This window comes from Enterobacter cloacae complex sp. 2015409, assembly GCF_041365315.1.
Classification (GTDB): domain Bacteria; phylum Pseudomonadota; class Gammaproteobacteria; order Enterobacterales; family Enterobacteriaceae; genus Enterobacter; species Enterobacter pseudoroggenkampii.
Genome location: NZ_JBFTVM010000001.1, coordinates 1,718,774 through 1,743,544, shown reverse-complemented (window position 1 = coordinate 1,743,544; position 24,771 = coordinate 1,718,774). Strand labels below are relative to the sequence as shown.

Genomic DNA, 24,771 nt, shown 5'->3' with positions numbered 1-24,771 from the left:
AGGGAATTACCACTGATAGCTTACGAAAATCTTGCCGTTACGACCGTGCTGTGGAATGCCCTGAGGTGACCAGTACGCTTTGTCGAAGGCGTTGCCGAGTACCAGCGTGGTGGTCACGCCTTTGAGTCGCTCCTGGCCTTTGTAGCTGACATAGAAGTCGTTGACCGCATAGCCCGGCTGCTCGCTGTAGCTGCTGCTGATATGCGTTGAGCGATCGACAAAGGTCCCAATCCAGCCGACGGAGAACCCGCTTTGCGCCACCGGAACGTCCAGCTTGCTGGTGACGGTATCCGGGTTGATGCTGGAGATGTACTCGCCCGTATCGGTGTCTTTCCCGCGCGTGCGGTTATAGGCCAGGTCGAGGCTGAAGAGGTCGGCCGAGTATTTTGCCATCATGTCCCAGCCCCAGATTTTGGCGTTCGGGACGTTATAAGACATGGTGGTTGCCGCCGCGAAATCGACGGTGGTGGAGATATAGTCTTTGGCTTTGGTATCGAAATAGCTGGCTTTAAACTCCAGCGCATCGTTGGCAAGCATCAGATCGTCAAAGCGCAGGCCAAAACCAAACTCCTGCGTTTCGTTGGTTTCCGGGCGCAGGTTCGGGTTCGGCACCCAGTAGTTGGTATAGAAGCGGCCAATGGAGAAGTGTTTGGCGTCGTTATACATCTCGCCCATGGTCGGCGCGCGGAAGGCCTGCGCGTAAGAGCCAAACAGCATCAGCCAGTCGGTTGGGCTGACGGTTAACCCGGCGCGGGAAGACCACTTATCGGCATCCACATCGTTGTAGCCGTCGCTGCTGCCGCGGTAGTTGTCATAGCGCGTGCCGCCCAGCAGGGTAACAGGCAGATCGCGCAGGGTGATCTCATCCTGCAGCCAGCCGGAGCTGAAGTCGATTTTCGCGTCCGGGAAGCCGGTGGTTACCCCGCCCGGATGCTGCTCCTGACGATAGTATTCTCCGCCGTAGGTCAGAAGGTGTGCTGCAACGGTGTCGCTGAACAGGCGGGTGCGGTTTTCCACCTTGCCGCCTTTGGTGGTCTGCTTGCGGAACTCGCCGCTGTTGTCGATATTCTGGGCATTAATGCGCGCTTCGGACCAGTAGACCTTCGCGTCGGCGTTCAGCCAGTCGTTACCTTCCGGGGCGATGCGGTAGCCCACCTGCGCGTCACGCTGAATGGTGGAGCGATCGGTCATCGGGTTGCTGCTGTCCGCCCCGGTGGTTTGCGGGTTTTTCGGCTCCTGAGCGGCGTTATTGTAGTAGCGCAGGGAGCCGCTCAGGGTCTGGGCCGGGTCGAGTTTCCAGCTGCCTTTCGCCAGCATGTTGTTGATGGATTCGTCGTTAGGGGCGGTTGCTCCGTCGCTCTGGCGGATATCGCCGCGATCCCGGCTGGACCAGGCCACCAGACCGTCCAGGGTGTCGGTGCGGCCGTAGGCGCTGGCCCCCATCCCGAGGCTGTGATCGCCCGTCGCGCCCGTTCCAAACACGCGGTAGCCGCTGTTTTTACCCGGTTCGAGCAGATCGTTGGCGTCGGCGGTGTCATAGGAAATCACGCCGCCCAGCGCGCCGCTGCCGTACAGCAGTGCCGACGGGCCGCGAACCACTTCGATACGTTTAATCAGCGCCGGATCGAGGAAGGTGCTGTTCAGGTGGCCGGTATCGGTCCCCTGGCGAACGCCGTCAACCAGCACCAGCACGCCGCGACGGTCATAGCCGCGCAGGTTGACGTCCTGCCCGTTGGTGCGCCCGGTGCCGTCCAGCGTCAGACCGGGGACGTTACGCAGCAGGTCGGCCGCCGAGCTGGCGGTTTGTTTCTCCGGCGCGCTGGCGTCAATCACGCTCACCATCATGGGGGCTTCAAAGGCGCTGCGGGCGTTGCCCGTGGCGGTGACGGTAATGTCGTCTGCGGCGGCGAACGCGACGCCCGGCAGGGTGCTGACAATCGCCAGCGCCAGAAGTGACGGACGTAAAGATGTGGAAGGCAGGTGTGGCATAGCAACTCTCCATAAGAAGTGAAAAGCGCTGGCTGCCTGGGGGTTACCTGGGTGGCTGGCGAAGTTTTTTGTGTTGTTTATTTTGTGAGGATCAGTTTTCCGGCATGGGTCTGGCGCAGCAGATAGCGCTGACCGTCATGCTCGATAATGACCCGGCCCTCATCGCCGAGCAGGGTTTTGCTGTCAATCCGACGCTCGGTAGGGGCTGGTGCTGTGTCTGTTTTTGCTGGCGTTGCCGCGCTGTTATCCGTACGTGACATAATGTTTATAAATAACAATCAATGTAACAATGATAATCATTATCAATAAACTGCAAATTCACGGCAAGCATTTTTGTGAAAAAAGGGTGAGGGGATCAAATTTGGGGTGAGATGCGGTCTGATGCCCTCACCTCAACCCTCTCCCACAGGGAGAGGGAGAAGGACTGGATTTTAAAAGCGTGTGTCCACGGCTGCTGCGAGTTTCTCCAGCAGCAGTTCGCTGTCTTCCCAGCTCAGGCACGGGTCGGTGATCGACTGGCCGTACACCATCTGCTGTCCGGCAACGATTTTCTGCGTGCCTTCTTTGATAAAACTCTCGGCCATAATCCCTGCAACGGCGGTTGAACCGCTGCGGATCTGCTGGCAGATCTCGTCGCAGACGTCCAGCTGGCGGCGATGCTGCTTCTGGCAGTTGCCGTGGCTGAAATCCACCACCAGATGTTCCGGCAGGTCGAACTCGGCCAGCGTTTCACAGGCCGCCGCAATATCTTCTGCATGGTAATTGGGTTTCTTCCCGCCGCGCATAATGATGTGCCCGTACGGGTTACCGCTGGTCTGGTAGATGGTCATATGACCGCTCTTGTCCGGCGACAGGAACATGTGGCTGGCACGGGCTGCGCGGATGGCATCAACCGCGATACGGGTGTTGCCATCGGTCCCGTTTTTAAAGCCGACCGGACAGGATAGGGCGGAGGCCATCTCACGGTGGATCTGGCTTTCGGTGGTGCGAGCGCCAATCGCGCCCCAGCTGATCAGATCGGCGATAAACTGCCCGGTCACCATATCGAGAAACTCGGTCGCCGTCGGCACGCCCAGCTCGTTGACCTGTAAAAGCAGCTTCCGCGCCAGCTCGATACCGTGGTTAACGCGATAGCTGCCGTTGAGGTCAGGATCGGAAATCAGCCCTTTCCAGCCCACCACGGTGCGCGGTTTTTCAAAGTAGGTGCGCATGACGATCTCAAGGCGATGCTGGTACTTATCCCGCAGTCCCTGAAGTCGTTTTGCATAATCCATCGCGGCATCCAGATCGTGGATGGAGCAAGGCCCAATCACCACCAGAAGACGTTTGTCTTCACCATTCAGGATTTTTTCAATGCGGCGGCGGGAAGCCGTCACGTGTTCCGCGACGGCGGCGGAAACAGGATGCCGCTGGGCCAGTTCAGCCGGCGTGACAAGGCTGTCAATGCGCGCAGTGCGGAGTTCATCGGTTTTATTCATGGAATGTCTCAGAAAATTTTTGCTTCATCGGCAGACTACCGGGAAGTGATGGGCATCACCTTAAACCAATCCCTGCTGATTTCAAGTTCGGGGCGACACCGCCCCGTGGTTGCAGATGATGATACCTGAATCTGAGCTAATGTACTAGCATATTAGTACATGCGGCGATTAAGCCCCATGATGTCGAGAATTTTAGTGGCAATTTCTTCAACCGAATAGTTGGTGCTGTTCAGCCACGGGATCTGGTTTTTGCGGTACAGCGCTTCCACTTCGGAGACCTCCATCCGGCACTGGCGCATAGAGGCGTAGCGGCTGTTCTCGCGGCGCTCTTCGCGGATGGCCGCAAGGCGTTCCGGGTTGATCGTCAGGCCGAACAGCTTGTGCTGCAGCGGCTTAAGGGCGGCAGGCAGCACCAGGTTATCCATGTCATCAGCGATAAACGGGTAGTTTGCGGCGCGAATGCCAAACTGCATCGCCAGATAGAGGCTGGTCGGGGTTTTGCCGCAGCGCGACACGCCAAGCAGGATCACCTGCGCCTGGTCGAGATTACGCAGAGAGATACCGTCATCATGTGCAAGGGTGTAGTCAATGGCGGCGATACGCGCGTCGTACTTGGTCAGGTTGCCGGGGTTCAGCCCGTGGGTACGGTGGGCGATAGGCGTCGGATCGAGCTTAAGTTCGCTTTGCAGCGGAGCCACCAGCGCCTGCACGATATCCTGGCAGAAGCCTTCACTTTGCAGAATGATGGAGCGAATCTCGGGGATCACGATCGAGTAGAACACCAGCGGGCGGACGCCGGTCTGCTGGTAGATGGCGTCAATCTGGTCCTTCACCGCTTTGGCGCGGCTCTCGTTTTCGACAAACGGCAGCGTGATGCTGTTTATCGAAACGGGAAACTGCGACATCACCGCGTGGCCCAGGACCTCGGCGGTGATCGCCGTACCATCAGAAATATAAAAAACGTGGCGATCGACAGCACTATCCATTTTACTCACCCTGAATATCAGACCTAATTGTCTGAAAGCATAAATTAAAAAAGTAAATTACACAGCAAAGAACTTATCTTAATTATAAATGAAACGGCGTTTTTGATTTTCCTGAAAAGTGGATTTCATTTTTCAAATAGCGACTTTATTTTTGGGGTTTCTGGCTGAAAATATAGGAATCATCGGGTTAATGCCTGGTGGGAAAGTATCCGAAAAGTTGAAATTTTAAATTGCTTACACGATTCACCGTTTTTTTAGCGCTAATAAATATGCCAGTATAAATACGTAGTCAGGTGTTACTTACTCCGATCAAATATCACAAAAGGATTGTTTCGATGTCCAACAATGGCTCGTCACCGCTGGTGCTTTGGTATAACCAACTCGGCATGAATGATGTAGACAGAGTTGGGGGCAAAAATGCCTCCCTGGGTGAAATGATTACAAATCTGTCGGGTATGGGTGTCTCCGTACCGAACGGGTTTGCCACCACCGCCGATGCCTTTAACCTGTTTTTAGACCAGAGCGGTGTTAACCAGCGCATTTACGACCTGCTGGATAAAACGGATATTGATGACGTCACCGAGCTTGCCAAAGCCGGGGCGCAGATCCGCCAGTGGATCATCGACACACCTTTCCAGCCGGAACTGGAAAAAGCCATTCACGACGCGTACAACCAGCTCTCTGCTGACGATGCGCAGGCCTCCTTTGCCGTGCGTTCTTCTGCGACCGCAGAAGATATGCCGGACGCCTCGTTTGCCGGGCAGCAGGAAACCTTCCTGAACGTCCAGGGTTACGATGCGGTGCTGGTGGCGGTGAAGCACGTGTTTGCTTCCCTGTTCAACGACCGTGCCATCTCCTATCGCGTACACCAGGGCTACGACCATCGCGGCGTCGCGCTCTCCGCTGGCGTGCAGCGCATGGTGCGCTCGGACGTGGGCTCATCGGGCGTGATGTTCTCCATTGATACCGAATCCGGCTTCGACCAGGTGGTGTTTATCACCTCCGCGTGGGGTCTGGGTGAGATGGTCGTGCAGGGCGCGGTAAACCCTGACGAATTCTATGTCCATAAGCCTACGCTGGCCGCTGGCCGTCCGTCGGTGGTGCGCCGCACCATGGGCTCGAAAAAAATCCGCATGATCTATGCCCCGACCCAGGAGCATGGCAAGCAGGTTAAAATTGAAGATGTACCGCAGGAGCAGCGCGACCGCTTCTCCCTGACCGACGCCGAAGTGCAGGAGCTGGCGAAGCAGGCGGTGCAGATTGAAAAACACTACGGCCGTCCGATGGATATCGAATGGGCGAAAGACGGGAACACCGGCAAGCTGTTTATCGTGCAGGCGCGTCCGGAAACCGTCCGCTCACGCGGTCAGGTAATGGAGCGTTATACGCTGCACGCGCAGGGCAAAATCGTGGCGGAAGGCCGTGCCATCGGTCACCGCATCGGTGCCGGTCCGGTCAAAGTGATCCACGACATCAGCGAGATGAACCGTATTGAGCCCGGCGACGTGCTGGTGACCGACATGACCGACCCTGACTGGGAACCGATCATGAAGAAAGCGGCGGCTATCGTCACCAACCGCGGCGGCCGTACCTGTCACGCGGCGATCATTGCCCGCGAACTGGGTATTCCTGCGGTTGTCGGCTGCGGTGATGCTACCGAGCGCATGAAGGACGGACAGAACGTGACCGTCTCCTGTGCCGAAGGCGATACCGGCTACGTGTATGCCGATATCCTCGACTTCAGCGTGAAGAGCTCCAGCGTGGATACCATGCCGGATCTGCCGCTGAAGATCATGATGAACGTCGGTAACCCGGACCGCGCGTTCGACTTCGCCTGCCTGCCGAACGAAGGCGTAGGCCTGGCGCGCCTGGAGTTTATCATCAACCGTATGATCGGCGTTCACCCGCGTGCGCTGCTGGAGTTTGACGACCAGGATCCGAAGCTGCAGAACGAAATCCGCGAGATGATGAAAGGCTACGACTCGCCGAAAGAGTTCTACGTCGGCCGTCTGACCGAAGGGATCGCGACGCTGGGCGCCGCCTTCTATCCGAAACGCGTGATCGTGCGTCTGTCTGACTTTAAGTCTAACGAATACGCCAACCTGGTCGGCGGCGAGCGCTACGAGCCGGAAGAAGAGAACCCGATGCTTGGCTTCCGCGGGGCCGGACGCTACGTGTCCGACAGCTTCCGCGACTGCTTCGCGCTGGAGTGTGAGGCAGTGAAGCGCGTGCGCAACGACATGGGGCTGACCAACGTGGAGATCATGATCCCGTTCGTACGTACCGTAGATCAGGCGAAAGCGGTTGTGGACGAGCTGGCGCGTCAGGGGCTGAAGCGCGGCGAGAACGGGCTGAAGATCATCATGATGTGTGAAATTCCGTCCAACGCCCTGCTGGCTGAGCAGTTCCTGGAGCACTTCGACGGCTTCTCTATCGGTTCGAACGACATGACGCAGCTGACGCTGGGTCTGGACCGCGATTCCGGCGTGGTCTCCGAGCTGTTCGACGAGCGTAACGAGGCGGTGAAAGCGCTGCTCTCCATGTCCATCCGCGCGGCGAAGAAGCAGGGTAAATACGTTGGGATTTGTGGTCAGGGTCCATCCGACCATGAAGACTTTGCCGCATGGCTGATGGAAGAGGGGATTGATAGCCTGTCCCTGAACCCGGACACCGTGGTGCAAACCTGGCTGAGCCTGGCGGAACTGAACAAGTAACGCCGCGCTGACCCGAAAAGGCGAGGATATTATTCCTCGCCTTTTTTATTTCCCCCTCTTATTTGCTCCCCATCACAAATAAAGTAAAAAACCAAATATCATAATTTGCCTGTCAATTTAGACAATTGTTAGCGCGCAAACCGTTGCTAATACTTGAGCCTTACATGCGCATTTCCCTTCAGATGATGCGCAACTGGTTGAAATACGTTTTAACCTGATAAAAAGGCAAATAACAATGACACTCTCCTCTGTATTGCGTACCAAAGATAAAATAGGATATGGCTTAGGTGATATGGCCAGCGCGCTGGTCTGGCAAACGGCAACGTTATTTCTCGCCTATTTCTATACGGACGTTTTTGGGCTGCCCGCCGCGATTATGGGCACCATGTTTTTAGTGGTGCGCGTGGTCGATGCGTTTGTCGACCCGTGCATTGGCGCCCTGGTGGATCGCACCCAGACGCGTCACGGTCGTTTCCGTCCCTGGCTGCTGTGGTTCGCCATTCCGTTTGGCGTAAGCTGCCTTATCACTTTCTATGTACCGGACGTGGGACCGACGGCGAAAATCGTTTATGCCTGCCTGACCTACGCGATCTTAAGCCTGATTTATTCCGCCATTAACGTGCCTTACTGCGCCATGCCTGGCGCGCTGACGTTAGACCCGCGCGAGCGTCACTCCCTGCAGTCGTGGCGCTTTGGCCTGTCGTTTATCGGCGGGTTGATTGTGACGGTCATCGCCCTGCCGCTGGTCTCACTGTTAGGCCAGGGCAACGTGCAGAAAGGCTATTTCTATGCCATGAGCCTGATGGGGCTGCTGGGCATTGTGCTCTTTTTCTGCTGTTTCCTGATGACCCGAGAGCGCTATTCGCCGCGCAATGATACCTCCGGCTCCATGCTGACCGATTTAAAACTGCTGGCCGGTAACAGCCAGTGGCGTATTGTGTTCCTGTTTAATATTTTGCTGTTAACGGCGGTGGTGACGCGCGGTTCCGCCACGATGTATTACGTGAACTACGTGCTGTTGCGTCCGGATCTGGTTTTTGCCTTTATTGTTTCCGGAATGGTCGCCTCCTTAAGCGGCGCTTTATTATCTGAACGGCTGCTGGGGAAATTTGATCGCGTACGCGCCTATCAGTGGACCATTATTTCCTTCGTCATTTTCGGCGCGCTGATTTTCTTCCTGCCGCCTTCACAGGTGTGGCTGATTTTTGGCCTCAACATCGTCTTTAGCTTTGTGCAAAACCTGACCACGCCGCTGCAGTGGACCATGTTCTCCGATGTGGTCGACTACGAAGAGCACCGCAGCGGTCGTCGCCTGGACGGGCTGGTCTTCTCCACCGCGCTGTTTGCCATCAAATTCGGCCTGGCGCTGGGTGGGGCGGTGGTCGGCTGGGTGCTTGGCATGGTGGATTACGCCCCGGGACAGGCAACTCAGGCACCCCACGTACTCTCTACGATTAACGCGCTGTTCACCCTTATCCCGTGCGCGCTGTTCCTCTGCATGGTCGCGCTGCTTGCCATCTACAAGCTCAACAGCCGGCTGGTGGATTCCATCGCCCGGGAGCTGGCCAGCAAGCGTGAGGTAAGACCCGACGCGGGGCAGCTCAGCCCGGCAACCCCTTCCGCACTACAGGAGTAAAATATGACTGCTATCTATAAGGACGCGGGACGTCCCGTGCACGAGCGCGTCGCCGATTTACTGGCGCGTATGACCCCGGAAGAGAAGTTCGCCCAGATGCATGCGTACTGGCTGATCCTCGATGAAAACGGCAACCACCGCGAGCGCATCGATCTCAGCGATGAATTCGCTGGCGTGAGCGAGCAGGCCGCGCTGAGCGAACGGCTGAAGCTGGGCGTCGGGCAGATCACCCGTCCGCTGGGCACCCACATCGTTGATGCGAAAACCGGCGTGCGTGCCGCGAACCGCCTGCAGCGCATGATGATGGAAGAGACGCGCCTCGGCATCCCGGCGCTGTTCCATGAAGAGTGTCTGGTGGGGCTGCTGTGTAAAGACGCCACCCTGTTCCCGTCATCGCTGAACTACGGCTCTACCTGGGATCCGGAACTGGTGCAGCGCGCGGCAGAGCAGATCGGTAAAGAGGCACGGTCCGTCGGCTGCCAGCAGGGGCTGGCGCCGGTGCTGGACGTGTCCCGCGACGTGCGCTGGGGGCGGACCGAAGAGACTTTCGGCGAGGATCCGTGGCTGGTGGGCGTGATGGCGACCGCCTACGTGAAGGGCTTACAGGGCGATAAACGCGACCTGCTGGCGACCCTGAAGCATTACGTTGGCCACTCGTTTAGCGAAGGGGCGCGCAACCACGCACCGGTGCACCTTGGGTTCAGCGAGCTGAACGATACCTTCCTGCTGCCGTTTGAAATGGCGGTCAAGCTGGCAAACGCCGGGTCGGTCATGCCGGCCTATCACGATATCGACAATCAGCCGGGGCACAGCGACAGCTTCCTGCTGACTACCGTCCTGCGCGAACAGTGGGGATTCGACGGGATTATTGTGGCGGACTACGGCGGCGTCAGCCTGCTGCACCAGCATCACGGGATTTCCCACGATGCGGCCGAATCCGGCGCGCTGGCGTTCAACGCCGGGCTGGACGTTGAGCTGCCGAAAGACGACTGCGCGCGACATCTGGCGGAAGCGGTAGAGCGCGGGCTGATCTCTATGGCGAAAGTCGATGAGATCGTGGCGCGCGTACTGACGGAAAAATTCCGCCTGGGGCTGTTTGAACAGCCGTACGCGGACGAAAACGGTATCGATCTGCAAAATGATTTGACCCGCCAGGCCGCGCGGGAAGTGGCGACAAAATCGGTCACGCTGCTGGAAAACAACGGCATTTTACCGCTCGGCGGCAAACCCCGCGTGGCGGTAGTGGGGCCGACGGCAGGCGATCCGCTGGCGTTACTCAGCGGCTACAGCTTCCCGGTGCATCTGATCATCAGCGATATGGTGGAAGAGACCTTGCAGGTCACGACCCCGCGCGCGGCGCTGGAGCAGTATCTCGGGGCATCGAACGTCCGCTATGCCAAAGGGTGCCACATCATCGAGAAACGGATGGCGGGCGCGCCGGTCTTCCCGGGCGACAGCGGCGGCAAACCGATGCAGCAGTCGCCGGTCTCGCAAAGCACCGCATTGATCCCCGAGGCCGTGAACGCGGCGCAGGAGAGTGACGTGGTGGTTGCCTGCGTGGGCGATCTCGCCGGGCTGTTCCAGAGCGGCACCGTGGGGGAAGGTTCCGACACCGACTCCCTGAATCTGCCGGGCGTGCAGCAACAGCTGCTGGATGCTCTGGTGGCGACGGGCAAACCGGTGATTGTCGTGATGACCGGCGGCCGTCCGTACAACCTTCAGGGGCTGGAAGATAAGGTCGCGGCGCTAATAATGGCGTGGGCGCCGGGGCAGGAAGGGGGCTGGGCGATTGCGGATGTGTTAACCGGGCGTGCGGAGCCGCAGGGGCGTCTGGTGGTGAGCGTGCCGAAAAGCGCCGGGGCAATGCCGTATTACTACAATCACAAGCTCAAAAGCGGCGGCACGCCGTTTGCGTTCCACTTCGGTTCGCGTTACCCGTTTGGCTTCGGCCTCGGCTGGACGACGTTTAGCTGGGGGGCTGCCCGCGTAGCGGAAAGCAGCGCGCCTGTTGACGGCGAGGTGACGCTGAGCGTGGATATCACCAATACCGGAGAGCGCAGCGGCAGCGAGGTGGTGCAGGTTTACGTCAGGGATAAGGTCGCCACCCAGGTTCGGCCGCTCCAGGAGCTGAAGGCCTTCCAGCGCGTCACGCTCTCGCCGGGCGAAACCGCCACGCTCAGCTTTACGCTACCGGTTGAGATGTTCAACTTTACCCGCCGGGACGGGAAACGCATCGTTGAGCCGGGCGAGTTTGAACTGCAGGTTGGCGCATCGTCGGCGGATATCCGCGAGAGGGTGACGGTCAGGGTAACCGGGGAAACCCGCGTGCTGCCTGCCGAGTGGCGGATGCTCAGTACCTGTAAGGTGACACGCGCGTAGTCAGGATAAAAAAAAGCCCATCGTGGGAGATGGGCAAAAAGGACACTTGCCCACTTTTAAGGGCAACATCTAAAGCTAAGAAGTCTGTAATGGCGATGCTTACTATGAATCCATAGAAACCTCGGGGTTTAGTGATGAGCACACAGTTTGCACACTTAATGCATACAGACAAGAAAGGCTACTTTTGGAAGAAGCGTTACGATAAGAGCATGATTGAAATCGTACAGCATTCCAAAACACAGGGATTAGCCACGCCCAGAGCAGCAGCGTTAATAATTCGACTCATGGAACTTGAAGCGCTTGCTGCTCCTTTCCAATCCATGTGGGAAACGCTGAAGGACTACAGAGACAATCTAATCAAAATAAGCACTCTTGTAGCCCTGCTAATAATAAAACGCATGAGCAGGGCTTACAGTTTGTTTAATGGCATTCGCAGGGGACGGAAATGAATAAGAGTATTTTGGTATTATTAATGGCTATGTCTACAGCAGCTACAGCTTCTGATTTCTGCCGCGTCGTTACTTTTAATGACTGGACCGTAAGTAATGCTAAGGGTGTAAGTAAGGGGGATTTGCATAAAAACATATCCGCTGAAATTTTCATGAAAACAAATGGCAAGCTTTTCTATGAGCCAGTTAACCCTGTAGACCATACAATGTTAATGGGAATCACTTATCTGGGTGCTATGCCCGACTCTCATATTATTAACACTATGGATTCTAGTAACCCTAATACATTCACCTTTGAGCCTCACACCAATAGCTTCTACGAAGCTGATGTATTTATACCTAATGAAGAGCAACGTGAGAAAGGATTTGATTCTAGTGCCCAGATAATCAAAGGTAGTTATAAGGGCTGCTCTGATAAACAGAAAATGCGCTTACGTGCTGACTTTGATAAGTTCAGCAAAGATTTTCCTTATGTTGTTGAGGGTTAAGATGAAGCATTTCATTATTGCCGCCACACTACTTGCATCCTTTGGTGCTAACGCTTCTGCTTTTGTCTGTAAGGATATGAACGGGAATAAAGCCACTATTGAAAATGGCACTGATAACCAGGGTGAATTAATGGAGTATGCTGGCAAGCAATACTATCACTCTGGAACCGCTGAGGATGGTAGTAGCATCTTTACCTTTGATGAACAGAATAGGCTATATGTTCACTGGGTAAATGATGGATTAACTATTGTCACAATATTTAGTCCTGTTATGCCTAAGATTAATGAATTTGAATGTAGGGGAACTTTCTAAACAATGAAAGAGCAGGGGGTCAATGAGATTCTGCAGCCTCCATTTTTCGGGGCTTGCTGTGTTTGTCACACAACCAGAAACAATATGCACGCAGCGTAAGCGATTGATATTTTATGGGAACAATAAGGATAGCACTTTGGCTCATCACATAGTTGCACACTAAAGCCCTACATAGCACCGTAAGTGACTGAAAAAAAAGCCCATCGTGGGAGATGGGCAAAGACTACACACAGCAATTCGTTGTTTCACTCAGGGGATTTCCATGCTTATAAATCAAGGTGTTGATTTATAACCGTGAGCTAATAGTAGGCATTGTGATCTTTAGCGTCGATCAGATTCGTCTCAATAGTTAAAGAGGTGTAAAGATTTCTTGAGGTTAATCGCGGGTTTAATGCAGAAACGGCGGGTCTGACCAGTGTGCAACGAATAAATACTTTAGCAGTGTTAAAGTATTGTGAGGGGGAATGTAGGCCGGGTAAGCGTTAGCGCCACCCGGCAAAAAACTTAATGCGTGTTCTTCTCTTCCAGCTCTTCCAGTTCGCTCAGAATCACGTCCGGGTCTGTTCCCGGAGGCGGAATTTCATGCACCCAGGCGGAGAACAGGCGCCAGGTAACGGCGAGCAGCACCGGGCCGATAAACAGGCCAATCATGCCAAAGGCAATCAGACCGCCAATGACCCCGGAGAGGATCAGGATCAGCGGCAGGTCAGCACCCATGCGGATGAGGATCGGACGAATGACGTTATCCATGGTGCCGACCACGCAGCTCCAGACCAGCAGCACCGTTCCCCACGTGGTGTCACCCGTCCAGTACAGCCAGATAATGCAGGGAACCAGCACCAGCAGCGGCCCCAGTTGCGCAAGACAGGTCATCAGCATGACAACGGTAAATATGGTGGCGTACGGTACGCCGGAAATCGCCAGACCGATACCGCCCAGCACCGCCTGCACCAGCGCGGTGACCACCACGCCCAGCGCAACCGCGCGCACGGCCTGCGCAGCCAGCAGTACCGCAGCATCACCGCGCTTGCCCGCCAGGCGGGTGGCAAAGTGACGAACGCCTAAAGCGACCTGCTCGCCGCGCCAGTAGAGCAGGGCGCTGAAGAGCAGCATCAGGGTACAGTGCATCATAAACCGGCCGATATGTGCCGCCTGACCGACAAACCAGGTGGTTGTGGTGCCAATGTACGGGCGGACTTTTGCCATCAGCGCGCTGCCGCCCATCTCCAGCAGACTATGCCAGCCGCTGTAGAGCTTGGCACCCACCACCGGAATGCTGTTCAGCCAGGCCAGATCCGGCAGCGTCAGGTCACCGCTGCTAATGGCACGAATAACCGGGCCACTGGAATCCACCAGGCTATTCACCAGCAGGGCAATCGGAATAATAAACAGCAGGAACAGCAGGAGCGTCATGACCAGCACGGCTAACCCGCGGCGGCCGAACAGCAGCTTCTGCAAACGCAGCAGCAGAGGCCACGTGGCCACGACCACGGTCGCGGCCCAGGCGAAGCCGAGAATAAAGGGTTGAACAATCCACAGACACGCAATAATCATGAGGGCCAGAAACAGCACCGACAGTAAAATTTGCGCAACATCCCTGGGCTGGCGAAGATTGACCATAAATGAAACTTTCCTTAAAAGAACGCCAGTACGACTGGCGGGAACGGAAAACCGCGTCTCTCTAATCATTGATGATCTCGGCGGTTTTTGACAGGCGGATTTTGCCTGTAATTCAGCAGAGATTATAAGAAAAAAATGTGATAAAACTTTCCAGACACAACGCAAACGATTTTATACACAAAATCATTCGAGTTGCATCAAGGCGGCAAGTCTGAGAATCCCCAGGAGCTTACTGAAGTAAGTGACTGGGGTGAGCAGACGCAGCCAACGCAGAGGCAGTTCGAAGGATGACGTGTATATACAACTCTAATTAGGGTCGACAGTTATGATCCCACAGATTTCTCAGGCACCTGGCGTCGTTCAGCTGGTGCTTAATTTTTTGCAAGCACTGGAGCAACAGGGTTTTACAGGTGATACCGCCACGAACTATGCCGACAGGCTGACGATGGCGACCGATAACAGTATTTACCAGCTTCTTCCCGATGCCGTGGTTTTCCCTCGTTCAACGGCCGACGTGGCGCTTATCGCCCGGCTGGCGACGCAGGAGCGCTTTGCTTCACTGGTCTTTACGCCGCGCGGCGGCGGCACCGGGACCAATGGTCAGGCGCTGAACCAGGGCATCATTGTTGATATGTCGCGCTATATGAACCGCATCATTGAGATCAACCCGGAAGAGGGATGGGTGCGGGTCGAAGCGGGCGTTATCAAAGATCAGCTTAATCAGTATCTCAAGCCTTACGGCTACTTTTTTGCCCCGGAGCTTTCCACCAGTAACCGCGCGACCCTTGGCGGGATGATCAACACGGATGCCTCCGGTCAGGGCTCGCTGGTCTACGGTAAAACCTCCGATCACGTGCTGGGCGTGCGTGCCGTTCTGCTGGGCGGCGATATCCTCGATACCCAGCCGATGCCGGTCGAACTGGCGGAAACGCTGGGTAAAGATAACACCGCCAGCGGACGCATCTATCGTACCGTGCTGGAACGCTGCCGCGACAACCGCCAGCTTATTCTCGATAAGTTCCCCAAACTAAACCGCTTCCTGACCGGGTACGACCTGCGTCACGTCTTTAACGACGACCTGACCCAGTTTGATTTAACCCGCGTGCTGACCGGTTCCGAAGGGACGCTGGCGTTTATCACCGAGGCGCGGCTGGATATCACCCGCTTGCCGAAGGTGCGTCGTCTGGTGAACGTTAAGTATGACTCCTTCGACTCCGCGCTGCGCAATGCGCCGTTTATGGTGGAAGCGAAAGCGCTGTCGGTGGAAACGGTCGACTCCAAAGTGCTTAATCTGGCCAGGGAAGACATTGTCTGGCACTCCGTCAGCGAGCTGATTACCGACGTGCCGGATAAAGAGATGCTCGGTCTCAATATCGTGGAGTTTGCCGGCGATGATGCGGAGCTGATTGAGCGCCAGGTCACCACGCTCTGCCAGCGTCTGGACGAGCTGATTGCGCAGGGTCAGGGCGGCGTGATCGGCTGGCAGCTCTGTAACGATCTGGCCGGGATTGAGCGTATCTATGGGATGCGTAAAAAAGCCGTGGGCCTGCTCGGCAATGCGAAAGGGGCGGCGAAGCCGATTCCCTTTGCCGAAGACACCTGCGTGCCGCCTGAGCATCTGGCGGATTACATCGTTGAGTTTCGCGCCCTGCTGGACAGCCACGGCCTGAGCTATGGCATGTTCGGCCACGTCGATGCGGGGGTACTGCACGTGCGTCCGGCGCTGGATATGTGCGACCCGCAGCAGGAGATCCTGATGAAGCAGATCTCCGACGACGTGGTGGCCTTAACCGCCAAATACGGCGGTCTGCTCTGGGGAGAGCACGGGAAAGGGTTCCGCGCGGAATACAGCCCGGCGTTCTTCGGCGAACAGCTCTACGCGGAGCTGCGCAAGGTGAAAGCGGCTTTCGACCCGCATAACCGCCTCAACCCGGGTAAAATCTGCCCGCCTGAAGGCGTGGACGCGCCAATGCTGCAGGTGGATGCCGTCAAGCGCGGCACCTACGACAGACAGATCCCGATTGCGGTGCGCTCCTCCTGGCGCGGCGCGATGGAGTGCAACGGCAACGGCCTGTGCTTTAACTTTGATGTGAAAAGCCCGATGTGCCCGTCGATGAAAATCACCAGCAACCGTATCCACTCGCCAAAAGGGCGGGCGACGCTGGTGCGCGAGTGGCTGCGTCTGCTGGCCGACCGCGGGGTGGATCCGCTCAGGCTGGAGCAGGAGCTGCCGGAGAAACGGGCCAGCCTGCGCTCGCTGATTGAGCGCACCCGCAACAGCTGGCATGCCAACAAGGGCGAGTATGATTTCTCCCATGAGGTGAAAGAGGCGATGTCCGGCTGTCTGGCCTGTAAAGCCTGCTCCACCCAGTGCCCGATTAAAATCGACGTGCCGGAATTCCGCTCGCGCTTCCTGCAGCTTTATCACACCCGCTACCTCCGCCCGGTGCGCGACCATCTGGTGGCGACGGTGGAAAGCTACGCGCCGCTGATGGCGCGCGCGCCGAAGACCTTCAACTTCTTTATCAACCAGCCGCTGGTGCGCAAGCTCTCCGAAAAACACATCGGCATGGTCGATCTGCCGCTGCTGTCGGTACCGTCTCTGCAGCGCCAGCTCGTCGGGCATCGCTCGGCGAACATGACCCTTGAGCAGTTGGAGGCACTCACGCCTGAGCAAAAAACGAAGGTGGTGCTGGTGGTGCAGGATCCGTTTACCAGCTACTACGATGCGCAGGTTGTGGCCGATTTCGTCCGTCTGGCGGAGAAAGTGGGTTACCAGCCGGTTGTGCTGCCGTTCTCCCCGAATGGCAAGGCGCAGCACATTAAAGGTTTCCTGAACCGCTTTGCGAAGACCGCGCAGAAAACGTCTGACTTCCTGAATCGCGTGGCGCAACTCGGGATACCGATGGTCGGCGTCGATCCGGCGCTGGTGCTGTGCTATCGCGATGAATACAAGCAGACCCTGGGCGATAAGCGCGGCGATTTCAACGTGATGCTGGTGCACGAGTGGCTGCCGATGGCGCTGGAAGATAAGGCTGTTCAGGATGTCAGCGGTGAACCGTGGTATCTGTTCGGGCACTGCACGGAAGTGACCGCGCTGCCGGGTGCCCCCGCGCAGTGGGCGTCTGTCTTTGCCCGCTTTGGTGCGAAGCTGGAGAGCGTCAGCGTCGGCTGCTGCGGGATGGCCGGTACCTACGGACACGAAGTGAAAAACCACGCCAACTCGCTCGGCATCTATGAGCTGTCCTGGCATCAGGCGATGCAGCGTTTGCCGCGAAACCGCTGTCTGGCGACGGGTTACTCCTGCCGCAGCCAGGTAAAACGGGTAGAAGGCAACGGTGTACGTCACCCATTGCAGGCTTTACTGGAGATAATTGGATGATCTGGAAACGTGCCGTGACGCTGCAGGCGCTGAACGCCATGGGCGAGGGGAATATGGTGGGGCTGCTGGATATCCAGTTTATCCGCATTGGCGACGATGAGATTGAGGCCACCATGCCCGTCGATAGTCGCACCCACCAGCCGTTTGGTTTATTGCACGGCGGAGCGTCCGTCGTGCTGGCCGAAACGCTGGGCTCGGTGGCGGGGTATCTCTGCACCGAAGGGGAGCAGAAGGTTGTCGGACTTGAGGTGAATGCTAACCACATTCGCTCGGTGCGCAGCGGACGCGTGCGCGGTGTTTGCCGCGCGCTGCACGCCGGAAGCCGCCATCAGGTGTGGCAAATAGATATCCTCGATGAGCAGGATCGCCTGTGCTGCTCGTCGCGGCTGACCACGGCGGTTGTGTAAAGTTTTCAGATGTCTTGCCTTTGGTCAAAAACTAGCCAGTACGTTGTGGTATACTGGTCAGGTTTTGTACATAAGCGAGGACATCATGGATACTGAAATAACCCCAACACAGCTGGCAATTGAATATTTACGTCGCGATAAGAGCAACCTGTCTCCGGCGCAGTACCTGAAAAAGCTGAAACAGCTTGAGCTGGAATTTACAGATTTGCTGGCGCTCTCTTCAAATGAGCTGAAAGAAGAGATCTACTTTGCCTGGCGGTTGGGCGTTCACGTCCATTGAGTACATGAGAATCAAAGGGCCGCGAATGCGGCCTTTTTTGTGTCTGACATTCAGTATCGGGCGGGGAGTTTATTGATTTTGATGAGCCTGCCTTCTTCCATTTCGATGAATCCGCCGGTTTTTAAATCCGCCAGAATGCGCATCACGCCGCTGCGGGAGAGCTGGGTTTTCTCTCTGATATACCTTTCCGCCGTCACGCTGAGCCGATAACTCTCATCTTCCTCCATCAGCTTGACCAGCTGCTGGCGAATCATCTCATACGCCGTCGGCGCGCCCTGCGGCATCACGTTGTTATAAAGACGGCTATACACAAAGATGAGCTGCTTAGAAAGCAGTCCCCATAGCGCCTTCTCTTTGATAATTTCATTCACCCGCTCGGTGGTGAGCGTCCCTATCAGACAAGGGCTGACGGTCTTAATATAATCATTGAAATAGATGTCGGTCAGGTTGGCGAGGCCGAACACGGCCGGACTGCGAGCCGTAGACAGCATCATGTCATCGCTTCTTCTGTAGATGGCGATGGTTCCTTCGAGAATTAAATAGCACATGCCCTGACCGTTAATTTGCAGGTCCAGCCGCTCGCCGCGGGCGCTATGTCGTGTTGTGCAATCAGGCAACAGGTGTGAAATAAGCTCTTGCGCGTAGGGAGAACCCCGTTGAGACTTTTCTGGAAGGGACATGGCAGCCGACAACCTTAAAAATAACCTGGCTAATTATAGCGCTTCTCCCGGGTACAGGCACGCTGGCTATCAATATTTTCGCGGCAGATGATGAATGTCAAGCAGCACCCCACGTTCCATGGTGATGTACTTCCCGGTCCGCAGTTCTGCCAGAATACGCATAATTCCGCTACGTGAAAGATAGGTCCTGCTTTTGATGTACGCGGCGGCCGTCGTATTTTTCCGTATGGCATCGGGCTCCTGCATGAGTTCAACAAGCTGGAAGCGAATGATGTCGTAGGCAGACATTTGCGATATTTGCGCGCAGTGCTCATACACCCGTGAGGCCGTATAAATCAGCAGCTTTGAAAAGTGCTCCCATAAATCCTGCTGCGCAACAATCTGATTAAACGTCTCCAGCGACACGCGGGCGATTTCTGCCGTCTCCAGGGCCCTGACATAGAGATGCTCCGAAGAAAATTGACTGCTGACGCCAAGAATAAACGGCGCTGATTCAGAGTTTAAAACAATGCCGTCGCCGCGACGATGAAGCGCCACGCTTCCCTGGAGAAGTAAAAAACACTGGCGCACATCATCTTTATAATAATGTACGGTTTCTCCCCGACAGATGACCATTCTGTTCGCAGCATGTAGCACTGATTTAATCAGGGCATCTATATGGATAAACGGTTTTAAACCCAGAACGGTTGATTCGTGGTTATTCAATGGCGTGGTTAAACGCGTATTCATAAGATACCTCACATCGACTACGGGTCTGATCGTTTTTTAATCTGTCTGGAGAATTATCTTAAAAATGAAGGAGTCAGGGAATATTTCGGCAAGGTCCAAAAGTAGACCGTTGAGCATCTGATATCTAACCCCTTGAATGAAAACATAAAGACGGTCAAGTCTACTAATAGACCAGGAAATAAGACGTAAGCGTATCCTGAAAAGAAGTGTTGAAATTACGTTAAATCAGAGTCTACAGCTAGACCATCAAAAAGTTGTATTCACCAAAATGATTATATAAATTTTAATCAGTCAGTCAGAAAAATCTTATAGCGTTAATTATAAAGAAGATGAATCCACTGTGATTTATTTATCAACTTTCTGCTGCGTGAGTTTTAATAATAAATAAAGTTATCCCGTAAACAGGAAAATGAAGATTATGAAAAATAACATTATTTTAGCGATGGTTGCGACAGGTTCTGCCTTAATGATGAGCAATGCACTCGCTGCTGCAGGAACCGTTAATTTTAACGGTAACATCCTGGATTCTGCCTGCGATGTCGCGGTTGCTTCTCAAAATCAGGTGGTGGTATTAGGCGATTACAATAAAACAGAATTTCCGGCAACAGGCTCCCGCACTGCGGCAACGAAATTCGACATCGTCCTGAAGAACTGCCCGGTTACGGTCAACAGTGCCAAAGTCCGTTTTGACGGTACGCCCGATCTGACTAACGCCGATCTGCTTGCTATTGATACCTCCGTCGCCGGAGCGGCAACGGGTGTTGCTATTAATTTGATGACCGCTGATAAAGCGGATCTGCCGTTGCACGGCAGTAACAGCTATAGCTATGTGCTAAGCAGCACCGCCGATAATACGCTGAATTTCTACGCGCAGTATATTTCAACGGCGGCATCGGTGACGGCCGGTCCTGCAAACTCCGTGGCAAATTTCTCCGTTGTTTATAACTAGTCATTAAGCAGAACACGAGTCGGTTCCATGACGTTCTGCGTGGGGGCAGTTTCTGCCCCCGTGTTTCAAGAGGTGTAACATGCATTTTATTAGCAAGGCCCTGCTCATATCGGCCGCCCTGACAGCATCGTTTTCGAACGCTTATGCCGGGGTCATTATTGGCGGTACCCGCGTTATTTTTGATGGTGGGAAAAAAGAGGCATCAATCAGTATCAATAATGCTGATAGCGTGCCTTATTTAATCCAGTCCTGGGTTGACATGCCAGAGGGTAATGCTAATAAAGCACCTTTTATTGTAACGCCGCCTTTATATCGACTGGATGGCGGGCAGCAAAACATTGAACGTATTTTACTCTCGGGTTCACTACCCCAGGATAAAGAAAGTCTTTTCTGGCTGAATATTAAAGCCATACCGTCTGCCTCAAAACAGGAAAATTCACTGCAAATTGCTGTCAAAACGCGCATCAAGCTTATTTATCGCCCGTCAGGTCTGAAGGGAACAACGCCGGAAGAACAAGCGAATAAATTAACCTGGTCGCGTAGCGGGAATAAGCTCAAGGTCACCAATCCAACGCAATATGTCATCAACTTTAATGAAATAAGCGTCGGTGATAAAAAACTGGATGAGGTCTCCTGGGTGGCACCGGGTGCAACGACGGTATTTAGCTTACCCGCAGGTGCCAATGGTAACCACATTTCATTCAAAGTCATTAATGATTACGGCAGCCCCGGAAGAATGTATCAGGCCAGCTTTTAATTCATCAAAAGCGGCGATCCTCATAGCAGGTCAGGTTAATGATGATGGCAACGAAAACTAAAAAAATGCAGCCTGCGCGTCTGGCGATCTGTATCGCCTTTGCGCTGGTAAATGCAATGCAGACTGTTTATGCCCGTGATTCGTTCAACGCCGAGCTGGTTGAACTGGACAACCCGGGCACGGGTAAAGCTGATTTATCTGCTTTTGAATCAGGTTCGCAGGCACCAGGGAAATACCACGTTGACATCATCCTTGACGACCAACTCATCGAGACCAGCGATATTGATTTTACCGCAGTAAAAAGTGGGGAAGAGGGCGATAGCCTTAAGCCTTGTCTGAGTATTGAACAGCTCAACAGATGGGGCGTCAAAACCGCGCTTTTTCCCGACTTAGCCAGTAAGGACGCGTCCTGTGTCAACCTTCAGGCTATTCCTCACGCCAGCACGGATTTTCAGTTTGCCGCGCAGCGACTGATCGTCAGCATTCCTCAGGCCGCCATTGATATGCCGGCACGCGGGTATGTCTCGCCAGCGCTATGGGATGAAGGGATCGCCGCCGCCATGTTGAATTACAGCCTGAGTGGCGCAAACAGCCGGGCAAAACAAAACGGCAGTAAAAACAGCAACAGTCAATATGCCAACCTGCGCCCGGGTCTCAACGTTGGACCGTGGCGACTGCGAAATTACACCACCTGGTCGCGGGATGAAACCGGTCAGGACAAATGGGATACCGTCTACACCTATGCGCAGCGGGCCATTATTCCGCTCAAAGCGCAGCTCACCCTGGGGGATAGCTCCGCGCCAGCCGACGTGTTCGACAGTATGCCGTTTCGCGGCGGACAGCTGGCTTCGGATGATGACATGCTCCCGGATTCGCTGAAAGGCTATGCACCCGTGGTGCGGGGGATCGCGCGCACCAATGCCCAGGTGGTGGTGCGGCAGAACGGCTATCAGATTTATCAGACCTACGTGGCGCCAGGCGCTTTTGAGATTACCGATATGTACCCCACGGGCGGCGCAGGGGATCTGGACGTCACCGTTAAAGAGGCTGATGGCAGTGAGCAACATTTCACTCTCCCGTACGCGTCATTACCGGTTTTACAGCGCGAAGGACGGCTCAAGTATTCAGTAACCGGAGGACAATACCGTTCTTATAACGGCAGCGTCGATAAGACACCTTTCGGGCAAATCACCGGGATCTATGGTCTGCCGTATGGGCTAACGCTGTATGGCGGGCTGCAGGAGTCGAGTAAATATCAGTCGATCGCCACCGGGCTTGGAAAAAACATGGGTGATTTCGGCGCTATTTCTGCGGACATGACCCAGGCCTGGTCCACCCCGCAGGGCGGTGAGAAATCCAATGGCCAGTCCTGGCGTGCACGATACAGCAAAAACATTGTGGGGACCGGAACCCATTTCTCGATTGCGGGTTACCGCTACTCGACCAGCGGTTACTACGGTATGCAGGAGATCCTTGATTCGTACGGTGACAGCTCCGCGCTTCAGGACCGACGCCGAAACCGCGCCGAACTTACGATGAGCCAGACGCTGGGCGGTAATCTTGGCTCGCTGACGCTGAGCGCGGCCCGTGAAGACTACTGGAATTCGGGTAAAACAATGGCGTCATACAGCCTGGGCTACAACAACTACTGGCACAACATCAGTTACGGACTCACCTGGACCTACAGTAAAAACGGCAGTGCGGGTTCATATGATAACAATAAACGGTACGACAAAGATCAGCTGCTGGCCTTTAACGTCAGTATCCCGCTGGAGAAGTTTTTGCCGCAGACCTGGGCTAACTATGGCGTGAGCGCCAGCAAGAATAACGGCACCACCCACAACATCGGCCTGAACGGCGTAGCACTGGAAAACCACGCCCTGAACTGGAACGTGCAGCAAGGCTTTGGGTCGGACGGCGTCGGCTACACGGGCAATCTGAACGGTGATTATAAGGGAACCTACGGCGAAGCGACGGCGGGCTACAGCTACGATAAAAACAGCGAGCGCCTTAATTACGGCCTGCAAGGGGGCATTCTTGCTCACAGAGAGGGGATCACGCTTTCGCAACCCCTGGGCGAGACCAATGTTCTGATTAGCGCGCCGGGCGCACACGGCGTCGATATCCGCAATCAGGCGGGCGTTAAAACGGATTACCGCGGATATACGGTGGTCAGCAATCTCTCCGTATACCGTAAAAATGACATCACCCTTGCCCCGGAAAGTCTGCCGGATGATGTTGAGCTGGATATTAATACCCGGACGGTGACGCCGACGCGTGGCGCGATCGTTTTGGCCGACTATAAGGCGAAGGTGGGGCGGCGGGTGTTATTTAATTTACTGCATAACGGCCAGTTTGTTCCCTTTGGCGCGATGGCAAGCCTTAAGGGCGCCGACGGCAGCAGCGTTATTGTTGGCGATAAAGGCCAGGCTTATCTCACCGGCCTGGATACTCAGGGAACCGTCTTCGTCACGTGGGGAGCGGAAAGCGAACGGCAATGCCGCGCACCTTACGTGCTTTCCCCGCAGCCGTCGGCGGGGGGAATTACCGAAATTAACGTCAATTGTCTTTAGGGTTTTTTAACATGCGCTTAATTAACATCATATTCCTGCTGTGTATCGCAGCAGGCTGGAACAGTGCTCATGCAGGAACCTGCACGACGATTACGCCGCAGGAATCAACTTTGTCCATCGGTACAATTACGGTTCAACGTGACGTGGCAGTTGGAACCGTATTATTTTCGCGAAACGCGACAATAACCGGTTCCTATTTAACGGGGTGTGCCAATCCATTAATGCTGGGTTTTAGCATGCGGTATTTGAATGCGACACCGAGTGCTTACGGTAATCATGTTTATGACACGAATGTAAACGGTATAGGCGTGCGTTTTTCGTCGGGTAATTATTTTGAAAACCCGGCCAATACCTTTTCCTATAATGCGCAGGCAAGTTATGTCGAATGGTGGGGCGGTAAAATAGAACTTATCGTTACCGGACCGGTCTCGTCGGGGTCCCTGACGCCGGGCGTGCTGGGGGTAGTGATGCTGCAGGGCAGTGACGGCGTTTACCGTGATGGCCTGACGACCACCCTGCTGGGCGGAACCATTAATGTACTGGCCTGCAATATTACAACACCGCAACTGACATTTCCGATAGGCGATATTTCTGCCGCGCTTTTTGGCTCAACGATAGGCACCACACCGGCTGGCGCTCAAAATACGCAAAATCTCGGGCTTAACTGCGATGCGGGGGCTAACGTCAACGTATCACTCAGCGGCATTCAGAATCCTGACGTTGCAACACCCAGCGTGCTCGCGCTTACGGGGCAGGGTAATACCGGTACGGCGAAAGGGGTTGGCGTTCAGTTGCTCTATAACGGTACACCGCTCACCCTCAATGCGCGTTTGCCGCTGAAGCTTGCGTCAGGGGGGCAGGAAGCGTTCCCATTAACGGCGCGTTATTACCAGACGCAAACGACGGTAGAACCCGGTACCGCAAATGCGTCAGCAACCTTAAATTTGACCTACCAGTAAAGG

General features: G+C 55.1%; 20 protein-coding genes and 1 other RNA gene. 13 read left to right on the top strand and 8 right to left on the bottom strand.

All coding sequences use genetic code 11. The annotated features are described in order from the left end of the window. Positions 1-6 precede the first annotated feature (6 nt). The 4 genes from ACDO57_RS08455 to ACDO57_RS08440 form a co-directional block, all read right to left on the bottom strand. Positions 7-1,989 (bottom strand): TonB-dependent hemoglobin/transferrin/lactoferrin family receptor, encoded by a 1,983-nt coding sequence (locus ACDO57_RS08455; protein WP_370883842.1) that lies wholly within the window; start codon positions 1,987-1,989, stop codon positions 7-9. Positions 1,990-2,066: 77 nt separating this feature from the next. Then, positions 2,067-2,249, bottom strand: a complete 183-nt coding sequence (gene hemP / locus ACDO57_RS08450) for a hemin uptake protein HemP (RefSeq protein WP_024909414.1) — start codon at positions 2,247-2,249, stop codon at positions 2,067-2,069. A gap of 171 nt (positions 2,250-2,420) precedes the next feature. Continuing rightward, positions 2,421-3,467, bottom strand: a complete 1,047-nt coding sequence (gene aroH / locus ACDO57_RS08445) for a 3-deoxy-7-phosphoheptulonate synthase AroH (protein ID WP_021241096.1) — start codon at positions 3,465-3,467, stop codon at positions 2,421-2,423. 152 nt (positions 3,468-3,619) lie between these two features. After that, positions 3,620-4,453, bottom strand: a complete 834-nt coding sequence (locus ACDO57_RS08440) for a pyruvate, water dikinase regulatory protein (protein ID WP_023311315.1) — start codon at positions 4,451-4,453, stop codon at positions 3,620-3,622. 335 nt (positions 4,454-4,788) lie between these two features. Between ACDO57_RS08440 and ppsA the strand changes: the two genes are divergently transcribed. The 6 genes from ppsA to ACDO57_RS08410 all read left to right on the top strand — a co-directional run bounded on the left by ppsA (position 4,789) and on the right by ACDO57_RS08410 (position 12,432). Then, the gene (ppsA, locus tag ACDO57_RS08435) at positions 4,789-7,167 is read left to right on the top strand and encodes a phosphoenolpyruvate synthase (RefSeq protein WP_024909413.1); all 2,379 of its coding nucleotides are present in this window, start codon (positions 4,789-4,791) and stop codon (positions 7,165-7,167) included. Between the two features lie 235 nt (positions 7,168-7,402). After that, positions 7,403-8,803 (top strand): MFS transporter, encoded by a 1,401-nt coding sequence (locus tag ACDO57_RS08430; protein WP_024909412.1) that lies wholly within the window; start codon positions 7,403-7,405, stop codon positions 8,801-8,803. Positions 8,804-8,806: 3 nt separating this feature from the next. Next, positions 8,807-11,182 carry a glycoside hydrolase family 3 N-terminal domain-containing protein gene (locus ACDO57_RS08425; protein ID WP_370883841.1) on the top strand — a complete coding sequence of 792 codons (2,376 nt, stop codon included), beginning with the start codon at positions 8,807-8,809 and terminating at the stop codon, positions 11,180-11,182. Positions 11,183-11,316: 134 nt separating this feature from the next. Continuing rightward, the gene (locus tag ACDO57_RS08420; RefSeq protein WP_370883840.1) at positions 11,317-11,631 is read left to right on the top strand and encodes a hypothetical protein; all 315 of its coding nucleotides are present in this window, start codon (positions 11,317-11,319) and stop codon (positions 11,629-11,631) included. After that, positions 11,628-12,119 carry a hypothetical protein gene (locus tag ACDO57_RS08415; RefSeq protein ID WP_370883839.1) on the top strand — a complete coding sequence of 164 codons (492 nt, stop codon included), beginning with the start codon at positions 11,628-11,630 and terminating at the stop codon, positions 12,117-12,119. Before ACDO57_RS08420 ends, ACDO57_RS08415 begins: the two co-directional genes overlap by 4 nt. 1 nt (position 12,120) lies before the next feature. Next, the gene (locus ACDO57_RS08410) at positions 12,121-12,432 is read left to right on the top strand and encodes a hypothetical protein (RefSeq protein ID WP_096151424.1); all 312 of its coding nucleotides are present in this window, start codon (positions 12,121-12,123) and stop codon (positions 12,430-12,432) included. A 188-nt stretch (positions 12,433-12,620) separates the two neighbouring features. Here the strand turns inward: ACDO57_RS08410 and rprA are convergent. Continuing rightward, positions 12,621-12,728, bottom strand: an RNA gene (rprA, locus tag ACDO57_RS08405) — antisense sRNA RprA. 208 nt (positions 12,729-12,936) lie between these two features. After that, entirely contained in the window at positions 12,937-14,052 is a 1,116-nt protein-coding gene (ydiK, locus tag ACDO57_RS08400) for an AI-2E family transporter YdiK (RefSeq protein ID WP_370883838.1), read from the bottom strand. A gap of 325 nt (positions 14,053-14,377) precedes the next feature. Between ydiK and ACDO57_RS08395 the strand changes: the two genes are divergently transcribed. From ACDO57_RS08395 to ACDO57_RS08385, 3 genes are all read left to right on the top strand, one after another. Beyond that, positions 14,378-17,434 carry an FAD-binding and (Fe-S)-binding domain-containing protein gene (locus ACDO57_RS08395; protein ID WP_090417282.1) on the top strand — a complete coding sequence of 1,019 codons (3,057 nt, stop codon included), beginning with the start codon at positions 14,378-14,380 and terminating at the stop codon, positions 17,432-17,434. After that, positions 17,431-17,841 (top strand): 1,4-dihydroxy-2-naphthoyl-CoA hydrolase, encoded by a 411-nt coding sequence (gene menI / locus ACDO57_RS08390; RefSeq protein WP_023311321.1) that lies wholly within the window; start codon positions 17,431-17,433, stop codon positions 17,839-17,841. The genes ACDO57_RS08395 and menI overlap by 4 nt, the downstream gene beginning before the upstream one ends. Positions 17,842-17,926: 85 nt before the next feature. Further along, positions 17,927-18,121 (top strand): YdiH family protein, encoded by a 195-nt coding sequence (locus tag ACDO57_RS08385; RefSeq protein WP_003857766.1) that lies wholly within the window; start codon positions 17,927-17,929, stop codon positions 18,119-18,121. Positions 18,122-18,171: 50 nt separating this feature from the next. On the opposite strand, the gene ACDO57_RS08380 is transcribed toward ACDO57_RS08385, so the two are convergent. Further along, the gene (locus ACDO57_RS08380; protein ID WP_090417278.1) at positions 18,172-18,801 is read right to left on the bottom strand and encodes a helix-turn-helix domain-containing protein; all 630 of its coding nucleotides are present in this window, start codon (positions 18,799-18,801) and stop codon (positions 18,172-18,174) included. A 69-nt stretch (positions 18,802-18,870) separates the two neighbouring features. After that, positions 18,871-19,530, bottom strand: a complete 660-nt coding sequence (locus tag ACDO57_RS08375) for a winged helix-turn-helix transcriptional regulator (RefSeq protein WP_148769553.1) — start codon at positions 19,528-19,530, stop codon at positions 18,871-18,873. A 418-nt stretch (positions 19,531-19,948) separates the two neighbouring features. Here ACDO57_RS08375 and ACDO57_RS08370 point away from each other — a divergent pair, with 418 nt between their 5' ends. From ACDO57_RS08370 to ACDO57_RS08355, 4 genes are all read left to right on the top strand, one after another. Further along, the gene (locus ACDO57_RS08370; protein ID WP_148769554.1) at positions 19,949-20,479 is read left to right on the top strand and encodes a fimbrial protein; all 531 of its coding nucleotides are present in this window, start codon (positions 19,949-19,951) and stop codon (positions 20,477-20,479) included. 79 nt (positions 20,480-20,558) lie between these two features. After that, entirely contained in the window at positions 20,559-21,236 is a 678-nt protein-coding gene (locus tag ACDO57_RS08365) for a molecular chaperone (protein WP_248164169.1), read from the top strand. 44 nt (positions 21,237-21,280) lie between these two features. After that, on the top strand, positions 21,281-23,809 hold the full coding sequence (locus tag ACDO57_RS08360) for a fimbria/pilus outer membrane usher protein (RefSeq protein WP_370884121.1): 2,529 nt from the start codon (positions 21,281-21,283) through the stop codon (positions 23,807-23,809). An 11-nt stretch (positions 23,810-23,820) separates the two neighbouring features. Then, positions 23,821-24,768: a fimbrial protein gene (locus tag ACDO57_RS08355; protein ID WP_370883837.1), complete on the top strand. Its 948-nt coding sequence runs from the start codon at positions 23,821-23,823 to the stop codon at positions 24,766-24,768. Positions 24,769-24,771 lie beyond the last annotated feature (3 nt).

Excerpts from the sequence above, each read along its gene's own strand:
- ACDO57_RS08455 (WP_370883842.1), bottom strand. The coding sequence starts at position 1,989 with ATGCCACACCTGCCTTCCACATCTTTACGTCCGTCACTTCTGGCGCTG.
- hemP (WP_024909414.1), bottom strand. The coding sequence starts at position 2,249 with ATGTCACGTACGGATAACAGCGCGGCAACGCCAGCAAAAACAGACACA.
- aroH (WP_021241096.1), bottom strand. The coding sequence starts at position 3,467 with ATGAATAAAACCGATGAACTCCGCACTGCGCGCATTGACAGCCTTGTC.
- ACDO57_RS08440 (WP_023311315.1), bottom strand. The coding sequence starts at position 4,453 with ATGGATAGTGCTGTCGATCGCCACGTTTTTTATATTTCTGATGGTACG.
- ppsA (WP_024909413.1), top strand. The coding sequence starts at position 4,789 with ATGTCCAACAATGGCTCGTCACCGCTGGTGCTTTGGTATAACCAACTC.
- ACDO57_RS08430 (WP_024909412.1), top strand. The coding sequence starts at position 7,403 with ATGACACTCTCCTCTGTATTGCGTACCAAAGATAAAATAGGATATGGC.
- ACDO57_RS08425 (WP_370883841.1), top strand. The coding sequence starts at position 8,807 with ATGACTGCTATCTATAAGGACGCGGGACGTCCCGTGCACGAGCGCGTC.
- ACDO57_RS08420 (WP_370883840.1), top strand. The coding sequence starts at position 11,317 with ATGAGCACACAGTTTGCACACTTAATGCATACAGACAAGAAAGGCTAC.
- ACDO57_RS08415 (WP_370883839.1), top strand. The coding sequence starts at position 11,628 with ATGAATAAGAGTATTTTGGTATTATTAATGGCTATGTCTACAGCAGCT.
- ACDO57_RS08410 (WP_096151424.1), top strand. The coding sequence starts at position 12,121 with ATGAAGCATTTCATTATTGCCGCCACACTACTTGCATCCTTTGGTGCT.
- ydiK (WP_370883838.1), bottom strand. The coding sequence starts at position 14,052 with ATGGTCAATCTTCGCCAGCCCAGGGATGTTGCGCAAATTTTACTGTCG.
- ACDO57_RS08395 (WP_090417282.1), top strand. The coding sequence starts at position 14,378 with ATGATCCCACAGATTTCTCAGGCACCTGGCGTCGTTCAGCTGGTGCTT.
- menI (WP_023311321.1), top strand. The coding sequence starts at position 17,431 with ATGATCTGGAAACGTGCCGTGACGCTGCAGGCGCTGAACGCCATGGGC.
- ACDO57_RS08385 (WP_003857766.1), top strand. The coding sequence starts at position 17,927 with ATGGATACTGAAATAACCCCAACACAGCTGGCAATTGAATATTTACGT.
- ACDO57_RS08380 (WP_090417278.1), bottom strand. The coding sequence starts at position 18,801 with ATGTCCCTTCCAGAAAAGTCTCAACGGGGTTCTCCCTACGCGCAAGAG.
- ACDO57_RS08375 (WP_148769553.1), bottom strand. The coding sequence starts at position 19,530 with ATGAATACGCGTTTAACCACGCCATTGAATAACCACGAATCAACCGTT.
- ACDO57_RS08370 (WP_148769554.1), top strand. The coding sequence starts at position 19,949 with ATGAAAAATAACATTATTTTAGCGATGGTTGCGACAGGTTCTGCCTTA.
- ACDO57_RS08365 (WP_248164169.1), top strand. The coding sequence starts at position 20,559 with ATGCATTTTATTAGCAAGGCCCTGCTCATATCGGCCGCCCTGACAGCA.
- ACDO57_RS08360 (WP_370884121.1), top strand. The coding sequence starts at position 21,281 with ATGGCAACGAAAACTAAAAAAATGCAGCCTGCGCGTCTGGCGATCTGT.
- ACDO57_RS08355 (WP_370883837.1), top strand. The coding sequence starts at position 23,821 with ATGCGCTTAATTAACATCATATTCCTGCTGTGTATCGCAGCAGGCTGG.